This is a genomic window from Pseudomonas sp. UBA6562 (genome assembly GCF_002434265.1).
GTDB lineage: Bacteria > Pseudomonadota > Gammaproteobacteria > Pseudomonadales > Pseudomonadaceae > Aquipseudomonas.
This window is the reverse complement of record NZ_DJJS01000006.1, coordinates 184,532-200,610: the sequence shown is the minus strand read 5'-3', so window position 1 is coordinate 200,610 and position 16,079 is coordinate 184,532. Positions and strand designations below refer to the sequence as shown.

General features: G+C 62.9%; 13 protein-coding genes and 2 tRNA genes. 9 read left to right on the top strand and 6 right to left on the bottom strand.

The window, feature by feature from the left end; all coding sequences use genetic code 11:
• Positions 1-25: 25 nt before the first annotated feature.
• The 4 genes from B4M43_RS08460 to B4M43_RS08445 form a co-directional block, all read right to left on the bottom strand.
• A complete protein-coding gene (locus tag B4M43_RS08460; RefSeq protein ID WP_296266024.1) occupies positions 26-1,591 on the bottom strand; it encodes an ABC transporter permease in 1,566 nt (521 codons plus the stop codon).
• Positions 1,591-2,604, bottom strand: a complete 1,014-nt coding sequence (locus B4M43_RS08455) for an extracellular solute-binding protein (protein ID WP_296266023.1) — start codon at positions 2,602-2,604, stop codon at positions 1,591-1,593. Before B4M43_RS08455 ends, B4M43_RS08460 begins: the two co-directional genes overlap by 1 nt.
• 228 nt (positions 2,605-2,832) lie before the next feature.
• Positions 2,833-2,919 (bottom strand) — tRNA-Leu (locus tag B4M43_RS08450).
• Between the two features lie 79 nt (positions 2,920-2,998).
• A tRNA-Leu gene (locus tag B4M43_RS08445) sits at positions 2,999-3,085 on the bottom strand.
• A gap of 271 nt (positions 3,086-3,356) precedes the next feature.
• Between B4M43_RS08445 and rnr the strand changes: the two genes are divergently transcribed.
• From rnr to azu, 9 genes are all read left to right on the top strand, one after another.
• Positions 3,357-5,993 (top strand): ribonuclease R, encoded by a 2,637-nt coding sequence (gene rnr / locus B4M43_RS08440; protein WP_296266021.1) that lies wholly within the window; start codon positions 3,357-3,359, stop codon positions 5,991-5,993.
• Positions 5,990-6,736: a 23S rRNA (guanosine(2251)-2'-O)-methyltransferase RlmB gene (gene rlmB, locus B4M43_RS08435; RefSeq protein ID WP_296266018.1), complete on the top strand. Its 747-nt coding sequence runs from the start codon at positions 5,990-5,992 to the stop codon at positions 6,734-6,736. Before rnr ends, rlmB begins: the two co-directional genes overlap by 4 nt.
• Before the next feature lie 259 nt (positions 6,737-6,995).
• Complete coding sequence (rpsF, locus tag B4M43_RS08430) at positions 6,996-7,421, top strand: 30S ribosomal protein S6 (RefSeq protein WP_209864913.1); 426 nt, start codon at positions 6,996-6,998, stop codon at positions 7,419-7,421.
• A 28-nt stretch (positions 7,422-7,449) separates the two neighbouring features.
• Entirely contained in the window at positions 7,450-7,680 is a 231-nt protein-coding gene (gene rpsR / locus B4M43_RS08425) for a 30S ribosomal protein S18 (protein WP_101315965.1), read from the top strand.
• A 33-nt stretch (positions 7,681-7,713) separates the two neighbouring features.
• Positions 7,714-8,604 carry a hypothetical protein gene (locus tag B4M43_RS08420; RefSeq protein WP_296266008.1) on the top strand — a complete coding sequence of 297 codons (891 nt, stop codon included), beginning with the start codon at positions 7,714-7,716 and terminating at the stop codon, positions 8,602-8,604.
• A gap of 20 nt (positions 8,605-8,624) precedes the next feature.
• Positions 8,625-9,071 carry a 50S ribosomal protein L9 gene (gene rplI, locus B4M43_RS08415; RefSeq protein ID WP_296266005.1) on the top strand — a complete coding sequence of 149 codons (447 nt, stop codon included), beginning with the start codon at positions 8,625-8,627 and terminating at the stop codon, positions 9,069-9,071.
• A 113-nt stretch (positions 9,072-9,184) separates the two neighbouring features.
• On the top strand, positions 9,185-10,582 hold the full coding sequence (dnaB, locus tag B4M43_RS08410) for a replicative DNA helicase (protein WP_296266003.1): 1,398 nt from the start codon (positions 9,185-9,187) through the stop codon (positions 10,580-10,582).
• A gap of 226 nt (positions 10,583-10,808) precedes the next feature.
• Positions 10,809-13,115: a YgiQ family radical SAM protein gene (locus B4M43_RS08405; RefSeq protein WP_296266001.1), complete on the top strand. Its 2,307-nt coding sequence runs from the start codon at positions 10,809-10,811 to the stop codon at positions 13,113-13,115.
• 377 nt (positions 13,116-13,492) lie between these two features.
• Positions 13,493-13,942: an azurin gene (gene azu, locus B4M43_RS08400; protein ID WP_296265999.1), complete on the top strand. Its 450-nt coding sequence runs from the start codon at positions 13,493-13,495 to the stop codon at positions 13,940-13,942.
• 43 nt (positions 13,943-13,985) lie between these two features.
• Here the strand turns inward: azu and nadE are convergent, their stop codons facing one another.
• Together nadE and pncB are read right to left on the bottom strand one after the other, a co-directional pair.
• A complete protein-coding gene (nadE, locus tag B4M43_RS08395; protein ID WP_296265997.1) occupies positions 13,986-14,813 on the bottom strand; it encodes an ammonia-dependent NAD(+) synthetase in 828 nt (275 codons plus the stop codon).
• Between the two features lie 3 nt (positions 14,814-14,816).
• Positions 14,817-16,022: a nicotinate phosphoribosyltransferase gene (gene pncB / locus B4M43_RS08390; protein WP_296265995.1), complete on the bottom strand. Its 1,206-nt coding sequence runs from the start codon at positions 16,020-16,022 to the stop codon at positions 14,817-14,819.
• Between the last annotated feature and the right edge of the window lie 57 nt (positions 16,023-16,079).

Below are 16,079 nucleotides of genomic sequence, written 5' to 3'. Positions count from 1 at the left end.
ACGCGTGGCGCTTAGCGTCGGACCATCAGGCCCTGTTCAGGTACATCCGTGTGGTCAGCAGGTACACCGGCAACCCCGACACCACGATCAACAACGCCGCATAAGGCGCCGCAGCGGCGAACTCGACGTTGGCGGTGTGCGCCCATACCTCGGTGGCCAGGGTGGTCATGCCCGTGGGGCTCAGGAGCAGGGTGGCGGTCAGCTCTTTCATGGCGTCGAGGAAGACCAGGGCGAAGGCGGCGGCCAGGGCCGGGAAGATGATCGGTAGGGTCACCCGGCAGAATGCGCTCAAGCTACTGGCACCCAAGGTGCGCGCGGCTTCCTCCAGGGTCGGCGAAGCCTTGTTCAACGCCGTGCGCACCGGCGCCTGGGCCAATGGTAGGAAGAGCAGGGCATAGGCCAGGATCAGCAGCGCCGTGGTCTGGTACAGCGCCGGCACGTAGTGCAGGGCAAAGAACACCAGGGTCAGCGCGATCACCAAGCCCGGCAGGGCATGCAGCAGGTACGGCAGGCGCTCGGCCCAGATCGCCAAGCGGCCTTTATAGCGCACCACCAGAAAACTGATCGGCAGTGCCAGCAGCACGCAGAACGCCGCGCCACCGAGCGACACCGACAGCGAGGTCAGCAGTGCCTTGCCGATCTCCGCCACTGGGAAGGCCGCGGAGGAGCCGATGCTCAGCCAATAGCCCAGCATCGCCAGCGGAATGCCGCTGCCAAGTACTGCCAGGCCGAGGCAAAACGACTGTGCCAGTGGCGTCCAACCCTTGAGCCGCACCGGCGCGGCGCGGCGCGCGACACCTTGGCCGATGCGCACGTGGCGCGCCTTGCCGCGTACCCGCAGTTCCAGCCAGAGCATGATCAGGCACAGCGCCAGCAACACGGCCGAGAGCATGGCGGCATTGGCGTTGCTGAATTCCAGTTCGAACTGCTGGTAGATCGCCGTGGTGAAGGTCTGCAGGCCAAGAATCGACAGCGCACCGAACTCCACCAGCATGTGCAGTGCGATCAACAGCGCACCACCCAGCATCGACGGCCACAATAGCGGCAGAGTGACCTTGAAGAACACGCCCCAGCGGCTGCAACCCAAGGTGCGCGCCGACTCCTCCAGCGAGGTGTCGACGTTGCGCAATGTGGCCGCCACGGGCAGGAAGATCAGCGGGTACTTGGACAGCGCCATCACGAAGATCGCCCCGCCCAGGCCTTCGAAATCGGCGCTCAGCGACACCCAGGTGAAACTGCTGACGAACGACGGCACCGCGAACGGCAGGCACAGCACCACGCCCCACAGGCGCCGGCCCGGCAGATCGCTACGTTCGAGCAGCCAGGCCAGGGCCATGCCGACCACGATGCATACTGCGGTGACGCCTGCCAGCAGCAGCAGGGTATTGCGCAGCAGCCCCCAGACGAAAGGCCGCCACAGCAGGTGCAGCGCCTCCTGCCAACCCGCTTCCCACGCCTTGATGGCTACGTACAGCAACGGCAACAGGCTCATCGCCACCAAGAACAGTACAGGCAGCACCACCCAGATCGAAGGGCGCTTGCGCCGCGGTACGTATCGCAGGGTGGCGCGGGTAGGCAGGGCGGCAGTCATCAGAGCAGACCGACCTCACGCTCGAGTTCCAGCGCTTCTTCGGCATTGCCCAGGTCCGCAGGGGTGATCTTCGGCGGGCGCAGGTCTTCGAACGGTTTCAGGCCACGGTCGGAGACCATGCCCTTGTGCAGCGGGTATTCGGCGGTGGTCTGGGTGATGACCCGCTGGCCTTCTTCGCTGGCCATCCAGTTCAACAATGCCTGGGCTTCCTTGGGATGCTTGCTGGCCTTGACCGCTGCCGCGCCGGAAATGGTCACCAGGCCGCCGGCGTCGCCGTCTTCGAGGTAATACAGCTTGGAATCGAGCTTGCCGCGCTCGCGCTCCAGGGCATACCAGTAGTAGTTGTTGACCAGCACGGCGGCGACTTCGCCTTTTTCCACGGCCTTTAGCGCGACCATGTTGTTGGTGTAGGTCTTGCCGAAGGCTTTGAGCCCGGTCAGCCACTCTTCGGCCGCTTCCCGGCCGTGCATCTTGAGGATGGCGACTGCCTGCTCCTGGAACGCACCGCTGGTGGGTACGAAGCCGACGCGGCCGTCCCACTCGGGGTTGGCGAAGTCCATCACCGACTTGGGCAGGTCTTTCTCGTCGATCTTCTTGGGGTTGAACACCACCACACGGGTACGCGCGGTCACACCCATCCAGGTGCCGTTGGCGGCGACGTATTCCTTGGGCAGCATGTCCAGCGTGGCGGGGTCGATCTTGGCCAACAGGCCCAACTCGCCCAGGTTGTTCAGGGGTGGGGATTCTTCGGTATAGATGATGTCGGCTGGCGAGCGGTCGCCTTCCTCGATGATCTGGCTGGCCAGCTGGTTGCTGCTGCCCTTGCGGATATCGATATGGATGCCGGTCTTGGCCTCGTAGGCCTTGGCGATGGCCTCGCCGATCTCCTTGTGCTGACCGTTGTACAGGGTCAAGGTCACCGGGTCGGCGGCCATGGCGGCTGGCGCGCCGATGGCCAGGCCCAGTACGGCAGCGGCCAGGGTACGCATCAGCGAATTCGAACGGATCGTCATGCGGGTCTTTCCTCGCTTACGGCAACATATTTGGAAACAATGGTAAACGAAATCGTTTCTCAAGTGGCCGCATGGAAGAAAATTCATTCGCGTCTGAAGAGGGTAGGCGATCGGGGGGTAGGCCTAGGCGCAGGCCAGTCTTCACTGGCTGGACGCCGCACGCGGGAGGGCAGGAATGACAAATCGCAGACAAGAAAAAACCCACTAGCAAGCTAGTGGGTTTTTATATGGTGCCCAGGAGAAGACTCGAACTTCCACGACCGTTAAGTCACTGATACCTGAAACCAGCGCGTCTACCAATTCCGCCACCTGGGCAAAGCTTTTCATCTACAGCGTACCGCGTGAATCTGTTGCTGACCGACAGACAAACCTGCTATCTATCGATTCGAATATTTGGTGCCCAGGAGAAGACTCGAACTTCCACGACCGTTAAGTCACTGATACCTGAAACCAGCGCGTCTACCAATTCCGCCACCTGGGCACACATGTCAAAATTATCTAGTGCTTTACAACACCGTACATCTCGACTACAACGTCGGCTGTCCGTCGTTGTGGTGCGCACTATACGGACGCTCCCGAACCCTGTAAACCCCCGCAGCGAAAAATATTTGAAATTTTCCAAGCCGTTGATTCCGCTGGCCTTCCTGGGCCCATACGTCAATCGGCAGGGGGTTGTCCAAGGCTGAGATTTCCAGTTTCAATACGCCTATGCCAAACTTCTTCTCTATATATACCAAGGTGAACCCCTTCTGATGGCCGATTGGCAATCCCTCGATCCCGAGGCCGCTCGCGAAGCGGACAAATACGATAACCCCATCCCCAGCCGCGAGCTGATCCTGCAGCGCCTGGCCGACCGCGGCGAGCCCGCGGCCCGCGAGCAGTTGGCTGAGGAGTTCGGCCTCGACGGGGAAGAGCAGATCGAAGCCCTGCGCCGCCGCCTGCGTGCCATGGAGCGTGACGGTCAGCTCATCTACACCCGCCGCGGCACCTATGCCCCGGTCGACAAGCTCGACCTGATCTGCGGCCGCGTGTCCGGCCACCGCGACGGCTTCGGCTTCCTGATCCCCGACGACGGCAGCGAAGACCTGTTCCTGAGCCCCTCGCAAATGCGTCTGGCCTTCGACGGCGACCGCGGCCTGGCTCGCGTCTCCGGCGTGGATCGCCGTGGCCGCCGTGAAGGCGTGCTGGTCGAGATCATCTCCCGCGCCCATGAAAGCGTGGTCGGCCGCTACTTCGAAGAAGGCGGCATCGGCTACGTGACCCCGGACAACCCGAAGATCCAGCAGGAAGTGCTGGTCACCGCCGGGCGCAACGGCGGGGCCAAGATCGGCCAGTTCGTCGAGATCAAGATCACCCACTGGCCCACCCCGCGCTTCCAGCCGCAGGGCGACGTGGTCGAGGTGATCGGCAACTACATGGCCCCCGGCATGGAAATCGACGTTGCCCTGCGCAGCTACGACATCCCCCATGTATGGCCGCAGGAAGTGACCAAGGAAGCGCGCAAGTTCCGCTCCGAGGTCGAAGAGAAGGACAAGGAGCGGCGCATCGATCTGCGCCACTTGCCGTTCGTCACCATCGACGGCGAAGACGCCCGCGACTTCGACGATGCCGTGTACTGCGAGCCTCTGGGCAAGCTGCGGCTGTTCTCCGGCGGCTGGCGCCTGTTCGTGGCCATCGCCGACGTGTCCAGCTATGTGCGCTTGGGCTCGGCGCTCGACACCGAAGCGCAGCAGCGCGGCAACTCCGTGTACTTCCCCGAGCGCGTGATCCCCATGCTGCCCGAGGAGCTGTCCAACGGCCTGTGCTCGCTGAACCCGCATGTCGACCGCTTGGCCATGGTCTGTGAAATGACCATGAACAAATCCGGGCAGATGGTCGATTACCAGTTCTACGAAGCGGTGATCCACTCCCACGCGCGCCTGACCTACAACAAGGTCAGCAGCATGCTCGAACATGCCCGCACCCGCGAGGGCAAGGCGCTGCGCAGCGAATACAGCGAAGTGCTGCCGGACCTCAAGCACCTGTACGCGCTGTACAAGGTACTGCTGGCGGCGCGCCATACCCGCGGCGCCATCGATTTCGAAACCCAAGAAACCCGCATCATCTTTGGCGATGATCGCAAGATCGACGAAATTCGTCCGACCGTGCGCAACGACGCCCACAAGATGATCGAGGAGTGCATGCTTGCGGCCAACGTCGCCACCGCCTCCTTCATGCAAAAGCACAACGTGCCGTCGCTGTACCGCGTGCACGACGGTCCGCCACCGGAGCGCCTGGAAAAGCTGCGCGCCTTCCTCGGCGAACTGGGCTTGTCGCTGCACAAGGGCAAAGACCCTTCGCCGAAGGACTACCAAGCGCTGCTGGCGAGCATTTCCGGTCGCCCGGACTTCCACCTGATCCAGACCGTGATGCTGCGCTCGCTGAGCCAGGCGGTGTACAGCGTCGAGAACAACGGCCACTTCGGCCTGAACTACGAAGCCTATACCCACTTCACCTCGCCGATCCGGCGCTACCCCGATTTGCTGGTGCACCGCGCCATCCGCAGCGTGATCCGCTCGCGGGTCGAGACGCCGCACGTCAAGCGCGCAGGCGCCGCCAGCATTCCCAAGGCGCGTATCTACCCGTACGACGAGCCTGCGCTGGAGCAGATGGGCGAGCAGTGCTCGATGACCGAGCGGCGCGCCGACGAAGCCACGCGCGACGTGGTCAACTGGCTCAAGTGCGAATACATGCGCGACCGCGTCGGCGAAACCTTCCCTGGCGTAATTACGGCAGTCACTGGTTTCGGCCTGTTCATCGAGCTGACCGACATCTACGTCGAAGGCCTGGTGCACATCAGTGCGCTGCCGGGCGACTACTACCACTTCGATCCGGTGCACCATCGTCTGTCGGGCGAACGTACCGGTCGCAGCTTCCGCCTGGGCGACACCATTGAAGTCAAGGTCATGCGCGTCGACCTCGAACAGCGCAAGATCGACTTCGAAATGTCCGAGGCCGCGGTCAATGCGCCGGTCGGGCGCAAGGGCAGCGGTTCGGCGAGCAAAGGCAGCAGCTCCGGCGCCAAGGCCAGCGAGCCTGCGGCGCCAACGGAAACCGCGCGCGCCAATCCCAAGCCGCGTAGCCGCAAGAGCGAAGCGTCCGACGCCTATTTCCCCAAAGATGCGGTCGAGCGCAACGCCGAAGTGCGTAAAAGTCGGGAAATGAAAAAAGCCTTGATGACCGATGCGCGTAGCGGCGGTGGCAAGTCCGATAAGTCATCGGGCAAGTCGGACAAGTTCGCCGGCAAGTCGTCGAGCAAGAGCGGCAGCGCTTCCAGCAGTAAGACCAAGCATCGCAAAGGCAATGGCGCCAAATCGAGTAGCGCACGCAAGGGCAAGAGCACCTCATGAGTCAGCTGGAAAAGATCTACGGCGTGCACGCGGTCCAGGCGCTGTTGCAACACCATCCCAAGCGGGTGAAGCAAATCTGGTTGTCCGAGGGGCGCAGTGAGCCGCGCCTGCAAAGCCTGCTGGCCCTGGCCGCGGAAAACCGCGTGGCGGTCGGCCAGGCCGAGCGCCGCGAGCTCGACGCTTGGGTCGAAGGGGTGCACCAGGGTGTGGTGGCCGATGTCAGCCCCAGCCAAGTCTGGGGCGAAGCCATGCTCGACGAACTGCTCGAGCGCACGGAAACCCCGCCGCTGATCCTGGTGCTCGACGGCGTCACCGATCCGCATAACCTCGGTGCCTGCCTGCGCACCGCCGACGCTGCCGGTGCCACGGCCGTGATCATCCCCAAAGACAAGTCGGCCACCCTCACCGGGGTGGTGCGCAAGGTGGCGTGCGGTGCCGCGGAAGTGATTCCGCTGGTGGCCGTGACCAACCTGGCGCGTACGCTGGAAAAGCTCCAGCAGCGCGGCTTGTGGGTAGTGGGTACGGCCGGCGAGGCCGAGCAGGAAATCTATCAGCAGGACCTCACCGGCCCGCTGGTGATGATCATGGGCGCCGAAGGCCGCGGCATGCGGCGGCTGACCCGCGAGCACTGCGATTTTCTGGTGAAGCTGCCGATGGGCGGCAGCGTCAGCAGCCTCAACGTGTCGGTGGCGACCGGGGTGTGCCTGTTCGAAGCCGTACGCCAGCGCCAGGGCAAGCGCTGACCAAGAGGGTCTTCGGGGTCTGTCGTGGCTAAGCCGGTGGTTCGGTTTGCCCACGACGTTCGGCGAAACCGGCCTGCCCTTGCTCATTGTTCAAATAATCGCCAATCACCTTGCTTGTGCCACCCGGCTTCTCTACAATTGCGCGCCTTGCCTTGCAGGCCGGTACACAAGTGCCTGCTCTTGTGGCAAGCCTCACTGTTTCATTCACTCCTTGTCTGACCAGCGCGCCTGGCAGGCTACTAACCCGTAAGGAGCATTCATGCGTCATTACGAAATCATCTTTCTGGTCCACCCGGATCAGAGCGAGCAAGTCGGCGGCATGGTCGAGCGCTACACCAAGCTGATCGAAGAAGACGGCGGCAAAATCCACCGTCTGGAAGATTGGGGCCGTCGTCAACTGGCCTACGCCATCAACAACGTTCACAAGGCTCACTACGTGATGCTGAACGTTGAGTGCACCGGCAAGGCCCTGGCCGAGCTGGAAGACAACTTCCGCTACAACGATGCCGTGATCCGTAACCTGGTCATCCGTCGCGACGAAGCCGTCACCGGCCCGTCCGAGATGCTCAAGGCCGAAGAGAACCGCAGCGAGCGCCGTGAGCGTCGCGACCGTCCTGAGTCTGCTGATGGCGCCGAAGGCGACGACAGCAACGACAGCGACAACAGCGATAACGCTGACGAGTAATCCACGGACTTTTTGAGGAGCCTATTACATGGCACGTTTCTTCCGTCGTCGTAAATTCTGCCGCTTCACCGCTGAAGACGTGAAAGAGATCGACTTCAAAGATCTCAACACCCTGAAAGCTTACGTATCCGAAACCGGCAAGATCGTTCCAAGCCGTATCACCGGTACCAAAGCTCGTTATCAGCGTCAGCTGGCCACCGCTATCAAGCGCGCCCGCTTCCTGGCCCTGCTGGCCTACACCGACAGCCACGGCCGCTGAGACCGGGTCATCGACAGGTAGCAAGGGATACGCATGCGGGCGTTAGCTGATTTCATCATGCGCGGTCGTGTGCAGGCCACGGTTGTCGTGGTCGGTTGTGCGGCATTGCCGCTGCTGTTCTGGTTGAGTGCCGCCGCTGCGAGCCTGGTGTTCCTGCGGCGCGGTTTCAAGGACGCTTCCTCGGTCATCGCCTGGGCATTGTTGCCCGCGCTGGCCTGGTGGGTCTTCGGCGATCCACGCATCTTGATGGTGCTGTTGGGAACGCTGGGGCTGGCGGCGCTGTTGCGCGCCGAGCGGCCTTGGAGTCGGGTGCTGTTGTTCAGTATCGCTCTAGGCCTGGTGTATGGCGTGATCCTGGGTTCGGTGTTCCGCGAACCGATCGAAGCTCTGGCGCAGGCGCTTGCGAAAGCCTTGCCCGAGATGCTCGACGGCCTCTACCAGAAGTTGTCGGTAGGGGAGCGCGCACAGCTCGAAGGCTACGTCGCACCGGTGCTGACCGGATTGATGGCGGCAGGGTTGCAAGTGATCAGTGTGTTGGCCCTGATGTTGGGTCGCTACTGGCAGGCTGCGTTGTACAACCCCGGTGGGTTCGGCCGCGAGTTTCAAGCGGTGCGCATCGACCGGGTGCCAGCACTGTTGCTGCTGGGGGGCATGCTGTTCGGGCCGAGTTTCGGTTCCGGTATAGCGCTGTTGACCCCGTTGTGCAGCGTGCCGCTCATGTTCGCGGGCATTGCCCTGCTGCATGGGCTGGTAGCGCAGAAGCGACTGTCCAAATTCTGGCTGGTCGGCTTGTACGTCACCCTGGTGCTGTTCATGCAACTGACGTATCCGTTGCTCGTGGTCCTGGCCATTGTCGATAGCCTGATTGATTTTCGTGGTATCAAGCCCCCTCCGCGGGACGACGCTGCGAACGGTGAAGGTTAAAAGTTAAGAGGTTTTACCAAATGGAACTCATCCTGCTGGAAAAAGTCGCTAACCTGGGCAACCTGGGCGACAAAGTTAAAGTCAAATCCGGTTACGGCCGTAACTTCCTGCTGCCGTTCGGCAAGGCTGTTAGCGCCACTGCCACCAACCTGGCCGCGTTCGAAGAACGCCGCGCCGAGCTGGAAAAAGCCGCTGCAGACCGTAAGAGCTCGGCTGAAAGCCGCGCTGCCCAACTGGCCGAGCTGGAAGTGACCATCACTGCCACCGCTGGCGACGAAGGCAAGCTGTTCGGTTCGATCGGTACCCACGACATCGCTGACGCCCTGACCGCCTCCGGCGTCGAAGTGGCCAAAGCCGAAGTGCGTCTGCCGAACGGCACCATCCGTCACGTCGGTGAATACGACGTTGCCGTGCACCTGCACAGCGACGTCGAAGCCACCGTTCGTGTGGTTGTGGTCGCTGCCTAAGCTGCGACGATCGGCTGGCTCCTTGTGAGCCTGGCCGGTTAACATCGGGCACGTTCCTGTTCTACAGGTCGTGCCCTTTGTCGTTTTCATCCCCCCAGATTCTTCGCGTGGCCATGAACGAGATCAGCACCCCCGAGCAACTCGACCTGCAAACCGCCGCCCTCAAGGTGCCGCCCCATTCCATTGAGGCCGAACAGGCCGTGCTCGGTGGTCTGTTGCTGGACAACAACGCCTGGGAGCGGGTACTGGACCAAGTCTCGGACGGCGATTTCTATCGGCATGACCACCGCCTGATCTTCCGTGCCGTGCACAAGCTGGTCGATCAGAACCAGCCGTTCGACGTGGTCACCTTGCACGAGCAGTTGGAAAAGGAAGGCGTGTCGTCGCAGATCGGCGGTCTGGCCTACCTGGCCGAGCTGGCCAAGAACACGCCGTCGGTGGCCAACATCAAGGCCTATGCCGCGATCATTCGCGAGCGCGCCACGCTGCGCCAACTGATCAGCATCAGCACCGACATCGCCGACAACGCCTTCAGCCCGCAAGGGCGCAACGCCGCGGAGATCCTCGACGACGCCGAACGGCAGATCTTCCAGATCGCCGAGGCGCGGCCCAAGACCGGCGGCCCGGTCGGCGTCAACGACCTGCTGACCAAGGCCATCGACCGTATCGACACGCTGTTCAACTCCGACAGCGACATCACCGGCATCTCCACCGGCTACACCGACCTGGACGGCAAGACCAGCGGCCTGCAGCCGTCCGACCTGATCATCGTCGCCGGCCGTCCGTCGATGGGTAAGACCACCTTCGCCATGAACCTGGTGGAAAACGCCGTGTTGCGCAGTGACAAGGCCGTGCTGGTGTTCTCCCTGGAAATGCCCGGCGAATCGCTGATCATGCGGATGCTCTCGTCGCTCGGCCGCATCGACCAGACCAAGGTGCGTTCCGGCCAGCTCGACGACGACGATTGGCCGCGGCTGACGTCCGCCGTGAACCTGCTCAACGACCGCAAGCTGTTCATCGACGACACCGCCGGCATCAGCCCCTCGGAAATGCGCGCGCGCACCCGGCGCCTGGCCCGCGAACACGGCGAGATCGGCCTGATCATGGTCGACTACCTGCAATTGATGCAGATCCCGGGGTCCTCGGGCGACAACCGCACTAACGAGATTTCCGAAATCTCTCGCTCGCTCAAGGCCCTGGCCAAGGAATTCAACTGCCCGGTGGTGGCCCTGTCGCAGCTCAACCGTTCCCTGGAGCAACGCCCGAACAAACGCCCCGTGAACTCCGACTTGCGCGAATCGGGCGCCATCGAGCAGGACGCCGATGTGATCATGTTCGTCTACCGCGACGAGGTGTACCACCCCGACACCGAGCACAAGGGCATTGCCGAGATCATCATCGGCAAGCAGCGTAACGGCCCCATCGGTTTCGTGCGGCTGGCGTTCATCGGCAAGTACACGCGCTTCGAGAACCTGGCGCCGGGTAGCTACAACTTCGACGACGACGAATGACCGCGTGCCAGCCACGTGCGGCGGCCTGGCGGGGCGAGGCGTAGCGCCCGAGGCTGTGTTTCGCCCCTTGAACATACCCATGGACTCTGCCGGCTGCCCTCTGGCCGGCACCTGCGATCATCCAGTAACAACCCCCTAAAATCCGACGACCCTGGTCGGATTTGCTCAAAATTTGTGCTATATTCCGCGCCCGCGATTTTCCCTGCTCCCCCAACCGGTGACTGACATGCACGCAGCCAAGCCACTCTACGACTATCCCAAGTACTGGGCCGAATGCTTCGGGCCAGCGCCATTCCTGCCCATGAGCAGGGAGGAGATGGATCAGCTCGGCTGGGATTCCTGCGACATCATCATCGTCACCGGCGATGCCTACGTGGACCACGCCTCGTTCGGCATGGCCATCATCGGCCGCCTGCTCGAAGCCCAAGGTTTCCGTGTGGGCATCATCGCCCAGCCCAACTGGCAGTCCAAAGACGACTTCATGAAGCTCGGCGAGCCGAACCTGTTCTTCGGCGTCGCGGCCGGCAACATGGACTCGATGATCAACCGCTACACGGCGGACAAGAAGATCCGTTCCGACGACGCCTACACCCCTGGCGGCCTGGCCGGCAAACGTCCGGACCGCGCCAGCCTGGTGTACAGCCAGCGCTGCAAGGAAGCCTACAAGCACGTGCCGATCGTACTCGGCGGCATCGAGGCGTCGCTGCGCCGCATCGCCCACTACGACTATTGGCAGGACAAGGTCCGCCACTCGATCCTGGTCGATGCCAGCGCCGACATCCTGCTGTACGGCAACGCCGAACGGGCCATCGTCGAAGTGGCCCAGCGCCTGTCCCAGGGCGAATCCATCGAGCGCATCACCGATGTGCGCGGCACCGCGTTCATCCGCCGCGACACGCCCCAGGGCTGGTACGAGATCGACTCCACGCGCATCGACCGCCCCGGCAAAGTCGACAAGATCATCAACCCCTACGTCAACACCCAAGACACTCAGGCCTGCGCCATCGAGCAGGCCAAGGGCGAGGTGGACGACCCGAACGAAGCCAAGGTGGTGCAGATCCTCGACAGCCCGGGCATGACCCGCGACAAGTCGGTGATCCGCCTGCCGTCGTTCGAGAAGGTGCGCAACGACCCGGTGCTGTACGCCCACGCCAACCGCGTGCTGCACCTGGAAACCAACCCCGGCAACGCCCGGGCATTGGTGCAGAAGCATGGCGAAGTGGATGTCTGGTTCAACCCGCCGCCCATTCCCATGACCACCGAAGAAATGGACTACGTGTTCGGCATGCCCTATGCGCGCATCCCGCACCCGGCGTACGGCAAGGAGCGCATTCCGGCCTACGAGATGATCCGCTTCTCGGTCAACATCATGCGTGGCTGCTTCGGCGGCTGCACCTTCTGCTCGATCACCGAGCACGAAGGCCGCATCATCCAGAACCGCTCGCACGAATCGATCCTGCACGAGATCGAGGAGATGCGCGACAAGGTGCCGGGCTTCACCGGCGTGGTCTCCGACCTCGGCGGGCCGACCGCGAACATGTACCGCATCGCCTGCAAGAGCCACGACATCGAGCGCCATTGCCGCAAGCCGTCGTGCGTGTTCCCCGGCATCTGCGAGAACCTCAACACCGACCACAGCTCGCTGATCGAGCTGTACCGCAAGGCCCGCGCCTTGCCGGGGGTGAAGAAGATCCTCATCGCCTCGGGCCTGCGCTACGACCTGGCGGTGGAATCGCCCGAATACGTGCGCGAGCTGGTCACCCACCACGTCGGCGGCTACCTGAAGATCGCGCCCGAGCACACCGAGCGCGGCCCGCTGGACAAGATGATGAAGCCGGGCATCGGCACCTACGACCGCTTCAAGCGCATGTTCGAGAAGTTCTCGAAAGAGGCGGGCAAGGAGCAGTACCTGATTCCGTACTTCATCGCCGCCCACCCGGGCACCACCGATGAAGACATGATGAACCTGGCGCTGTGGCTCAAGGGCAACGGTTTCCGTGCCGACCAGGTGCAGGCGTTCTACCCCTCGCCCATGGCCTCGGCCACGGCCATGTACCACTCGGGCAAGAACCCGCTGCGCAAGGTCACCTACAAGAGCGAAGGCGTGGAGATCGTCAAGAGCGACGAGCAGCGCCGGTTGCACAAGGCCTTCCTGCGCTACCACGACCCGAAAGGCTGGCCGATGCTGCGCGAGGCGCTCGAGCGCATGGGCCGTGCCGACCTGATCGGGCCGGGCAAGCACCAGTTGATTCCCCTGCATCAGCCGCAAAGCGACAGCTACCAGAGCGCGCGGCGCAAGAACTCCACGCCTGCCGGCAGCCATAAGGTGGGCAAGGAGCAGAAGATCTTGACCCAGCACACCGGCCTGCCGCCACGCGCCAGCGACGGCAGCCAGCCATGGGACAAGCGCGAGAAAGCCAAGGCCGAAGCCTTCGCCCGCAACCAGCAGGCGGCCAAGGAGCGCAAGGAAGCGGCCAAGGGCGGCAAGCCCGGCAAGGGCAAGAAGCCGCGCCAGCCGGTGATTCCACGCTGAGCAAACGACTCGGGGGCCGCTAAGGCCCCCGAGTCGTTTCTGCAGTTCAGATGGTCGGCGCGCAGGTCCGACCCTGTGTGGCAAAGGGCCGATCACTCCGGCCGGGCGAATTCGCAAAGTGCCGCGCCACTGGCGCCACAGGCATAAGCGGCGAGCATGCCGCGCATCAAGCTTCCAAGGGACATTGCAATTACTCCTAAATGAGCGGTTGTCCCATCGTCTATCAAGGGTGCATGATGCGCACTTAGATAAGTTGTATACAATCGATTGAACAATTCTACTGGCTGCCCCCTTGACGCTGCGCTTGATTCATATCAGCGCGGGCCACGGTGTAACCGGGCAGTCTCGCAACGAACACCCTGCCTAGGAGATTCAAGATGTTTGCCAAAGCCGTAGCGGTATCCCTGCTGACCCTCGCCAGCACCGGCGTATTCGCCGCCCAATGCTCGGTCACCGTCGACTCCACCGACCAGATGTCCTACGACACCAAGGAAATCACGGTCGACAAGAGCTGCAAGGAATTTACCGTCAAGCTGACCCACTCGGGCAACCTGCCGAAAAACGTGATGGGCCACAACCTGGTGATCAGCAAGACCGCCGACATGCAGGCCATCGCCACCGAAGGCATGAGCCAGGGCGAGGCCAACGACTACATCAAGGCCGACAACGCCGCGATCATCGCCCACACCAAGCTGATCGGCGCGCCGGAGAAGGAAACCGAGGTCAAGTTCGACGCCTCCAAACTCGAGGCCGGTGGCGACTACAGCTTCTTCTGCACCTTCCCCGGCCACATCGCCATGATGAAAGGCAAGGTGGTGGTCAAGTAAGTCTTGCTTCAGGAGCGGGCGATCGCCCGCTCCCCGCAACGCCTCACGGCGCGAACGGCAGTTCGCGCTTGTGCTGGGTCTTGCGGTACGTGGCGATGATGGTGTCCGAAACATCCTCGTCCACGTCTTCCCCGTGCAAAAACGCATCGATCTGCGCATAGGTGATGCCATGCGAGACTTCATCCGGCTTGCCGGGTGCCAGGTCTTCGAGGTCGGCGGTCGGCACTTTTTCCACCAGGTTCTCGGGCGCGCCCATGTGCCGCGCGAGGGTGCGTACCTGGTTCTTCACCAGCCCGCTCAAAGGTGCAAGGTCGCAGGCGCCGTCACCGAACTTGGTGAAGAAGCCCATCACCGCTTCGGCCGCATGGTCGGTGCCGATCACCAGCCCTGCGCGCGCGCCAGCGATGGTGTACTGGGCCAGCATGCGCATGCGCGCCTTGGCGTTGCCCATGACGAAGTCGACGTGTTCCTGGGTGCCGTCCTGCAGGGTGTGCACTTCGGCTTTCAAGGCCTTGACCGCAGGGGCGATGTCGACGGTATGCACTTCGTCCGGCTTGATAAAGGCCAGGCAGGCCTGGGCATCGTCTTCGTCGCGCTGCACGCCATAGGGCAGGCGCACGGCGATGAAGCGATAGGCGTCGTCCCGGCTGTCGGCACGCAATTCGTTGATGGCGCGTTGAGCGAGCAGGGCGGCGGTGAGCGAATCCACACCGCCACTGATGCCCAGCACCAGCGTCTTGAGGTGCGCGCTGAGCAGGCATTGCTTGATGAAGGCGACGCGATGAACGATCTCGCGATCAATGTGCTGCGCATCGGTGAAAGGCGGTTGGACGTTGAGTTTTTGAGCGATTTCTTGCTGGGTGGCGCGCATGGGTCACTCCTTGAGCGGAACGTTGAAGACATGACGCAGGTAAGAAACGAAATTGGCGTCGCGGCATTGGGTTTTGGCCGCTTCGTCGGAAATCTTGGCGACCGGTGAGCCGTTGCAGTCGGTCATTTTCAGCACGATGCTCATCGGCGCTACGCCGGGCAGGTCGCAGGTGAGGTTGGTGCCGATACCGAAACTGACATTGATGCGCCCGCGCAGTGCCCGAAAGATCTGCAACGCGCGCGGCAGGTCCAGGCCGTCGGAGAACACCAGGGTCTTGGTCATCGGGTCGATGCCCAGTTTCTGATAGTGCGCCACGGCTTTCTCGGCCCAGGCGATGGGGTCGCCGGAGTCGTGGCGCAGGCCGTCGAACAGCTTGGCGAAATACAGATCGAAGTCGCCGAGGAAGGCGTCGGTGGTGATGCAGTCGGTCAGCGCGATGCCGAGCAGGCCGCGGTACTCGCGCACCCAGCAGTCCAGGGCGGCGGCCTGGCTGTCGATCAGCCGCGGGCCGAGCTGCTGGTGCGCCATGATCCACTCGTGGGCCATGGTGCCCAAGGGCTTGAGGCCCAGCTTCCAGGCCAGGTCGACGTTGCTGGTGCCGACGAAGCGGGCCGGGAAGTCGTCGCGCAGCACCTTCACCACTTCGGCCTGCACCTGGCTGGAAAAGCGCCGGCGGGTGCCGAAGTCGGCCACCTGCAAGGCAGCCAGCTCTTCGGCGCTGGCGTTTCGTTGCAACCAGTCGAACTTGCGGTGCAGTTGCTCGCGCGCGGCGGACAAGGGCATGTCGGGGTGCAGGTGGCGGTTGCGCACTTCGCTGATGATCGCCAGCAGCGGCACCTCGAAGAGGATCACGTGCAGCCACGGACCGCGGATGCGCAGGCTCAGCTGGTCGTCGTCGATGCCGATGTGCAGGTAGCGCAGGTTGAAGCGGAACAGCCCGAGAAAGCGCAGGAAGTCGGGCTTGAGAAAGCTGATGCGTTCCAGAAAGCCCAACTGGCCCGGATCGAGGGTCAGGTCGGCGAGGGCTTCGACCTGGTGGCGGATCTCGCCGAGGTAGGGCCGCAGGTCTTCGCCGTTGCGGCAACGAAACTCCCACTCCACGTCGGCATCGGGGTAGTTGTGCAGGACAGCCTGCATCATCGTCAGTTTGTAGAAGTCGGTGTCGAGCAGGTTATGCACGATGCGCTTGGAAAATGCGCTCTCGTTCATCGAGGGGCTCCAGGTCGGCGGCGCTGGCTGAACGGCGCAAGCGCGGGGAAGCGGCCA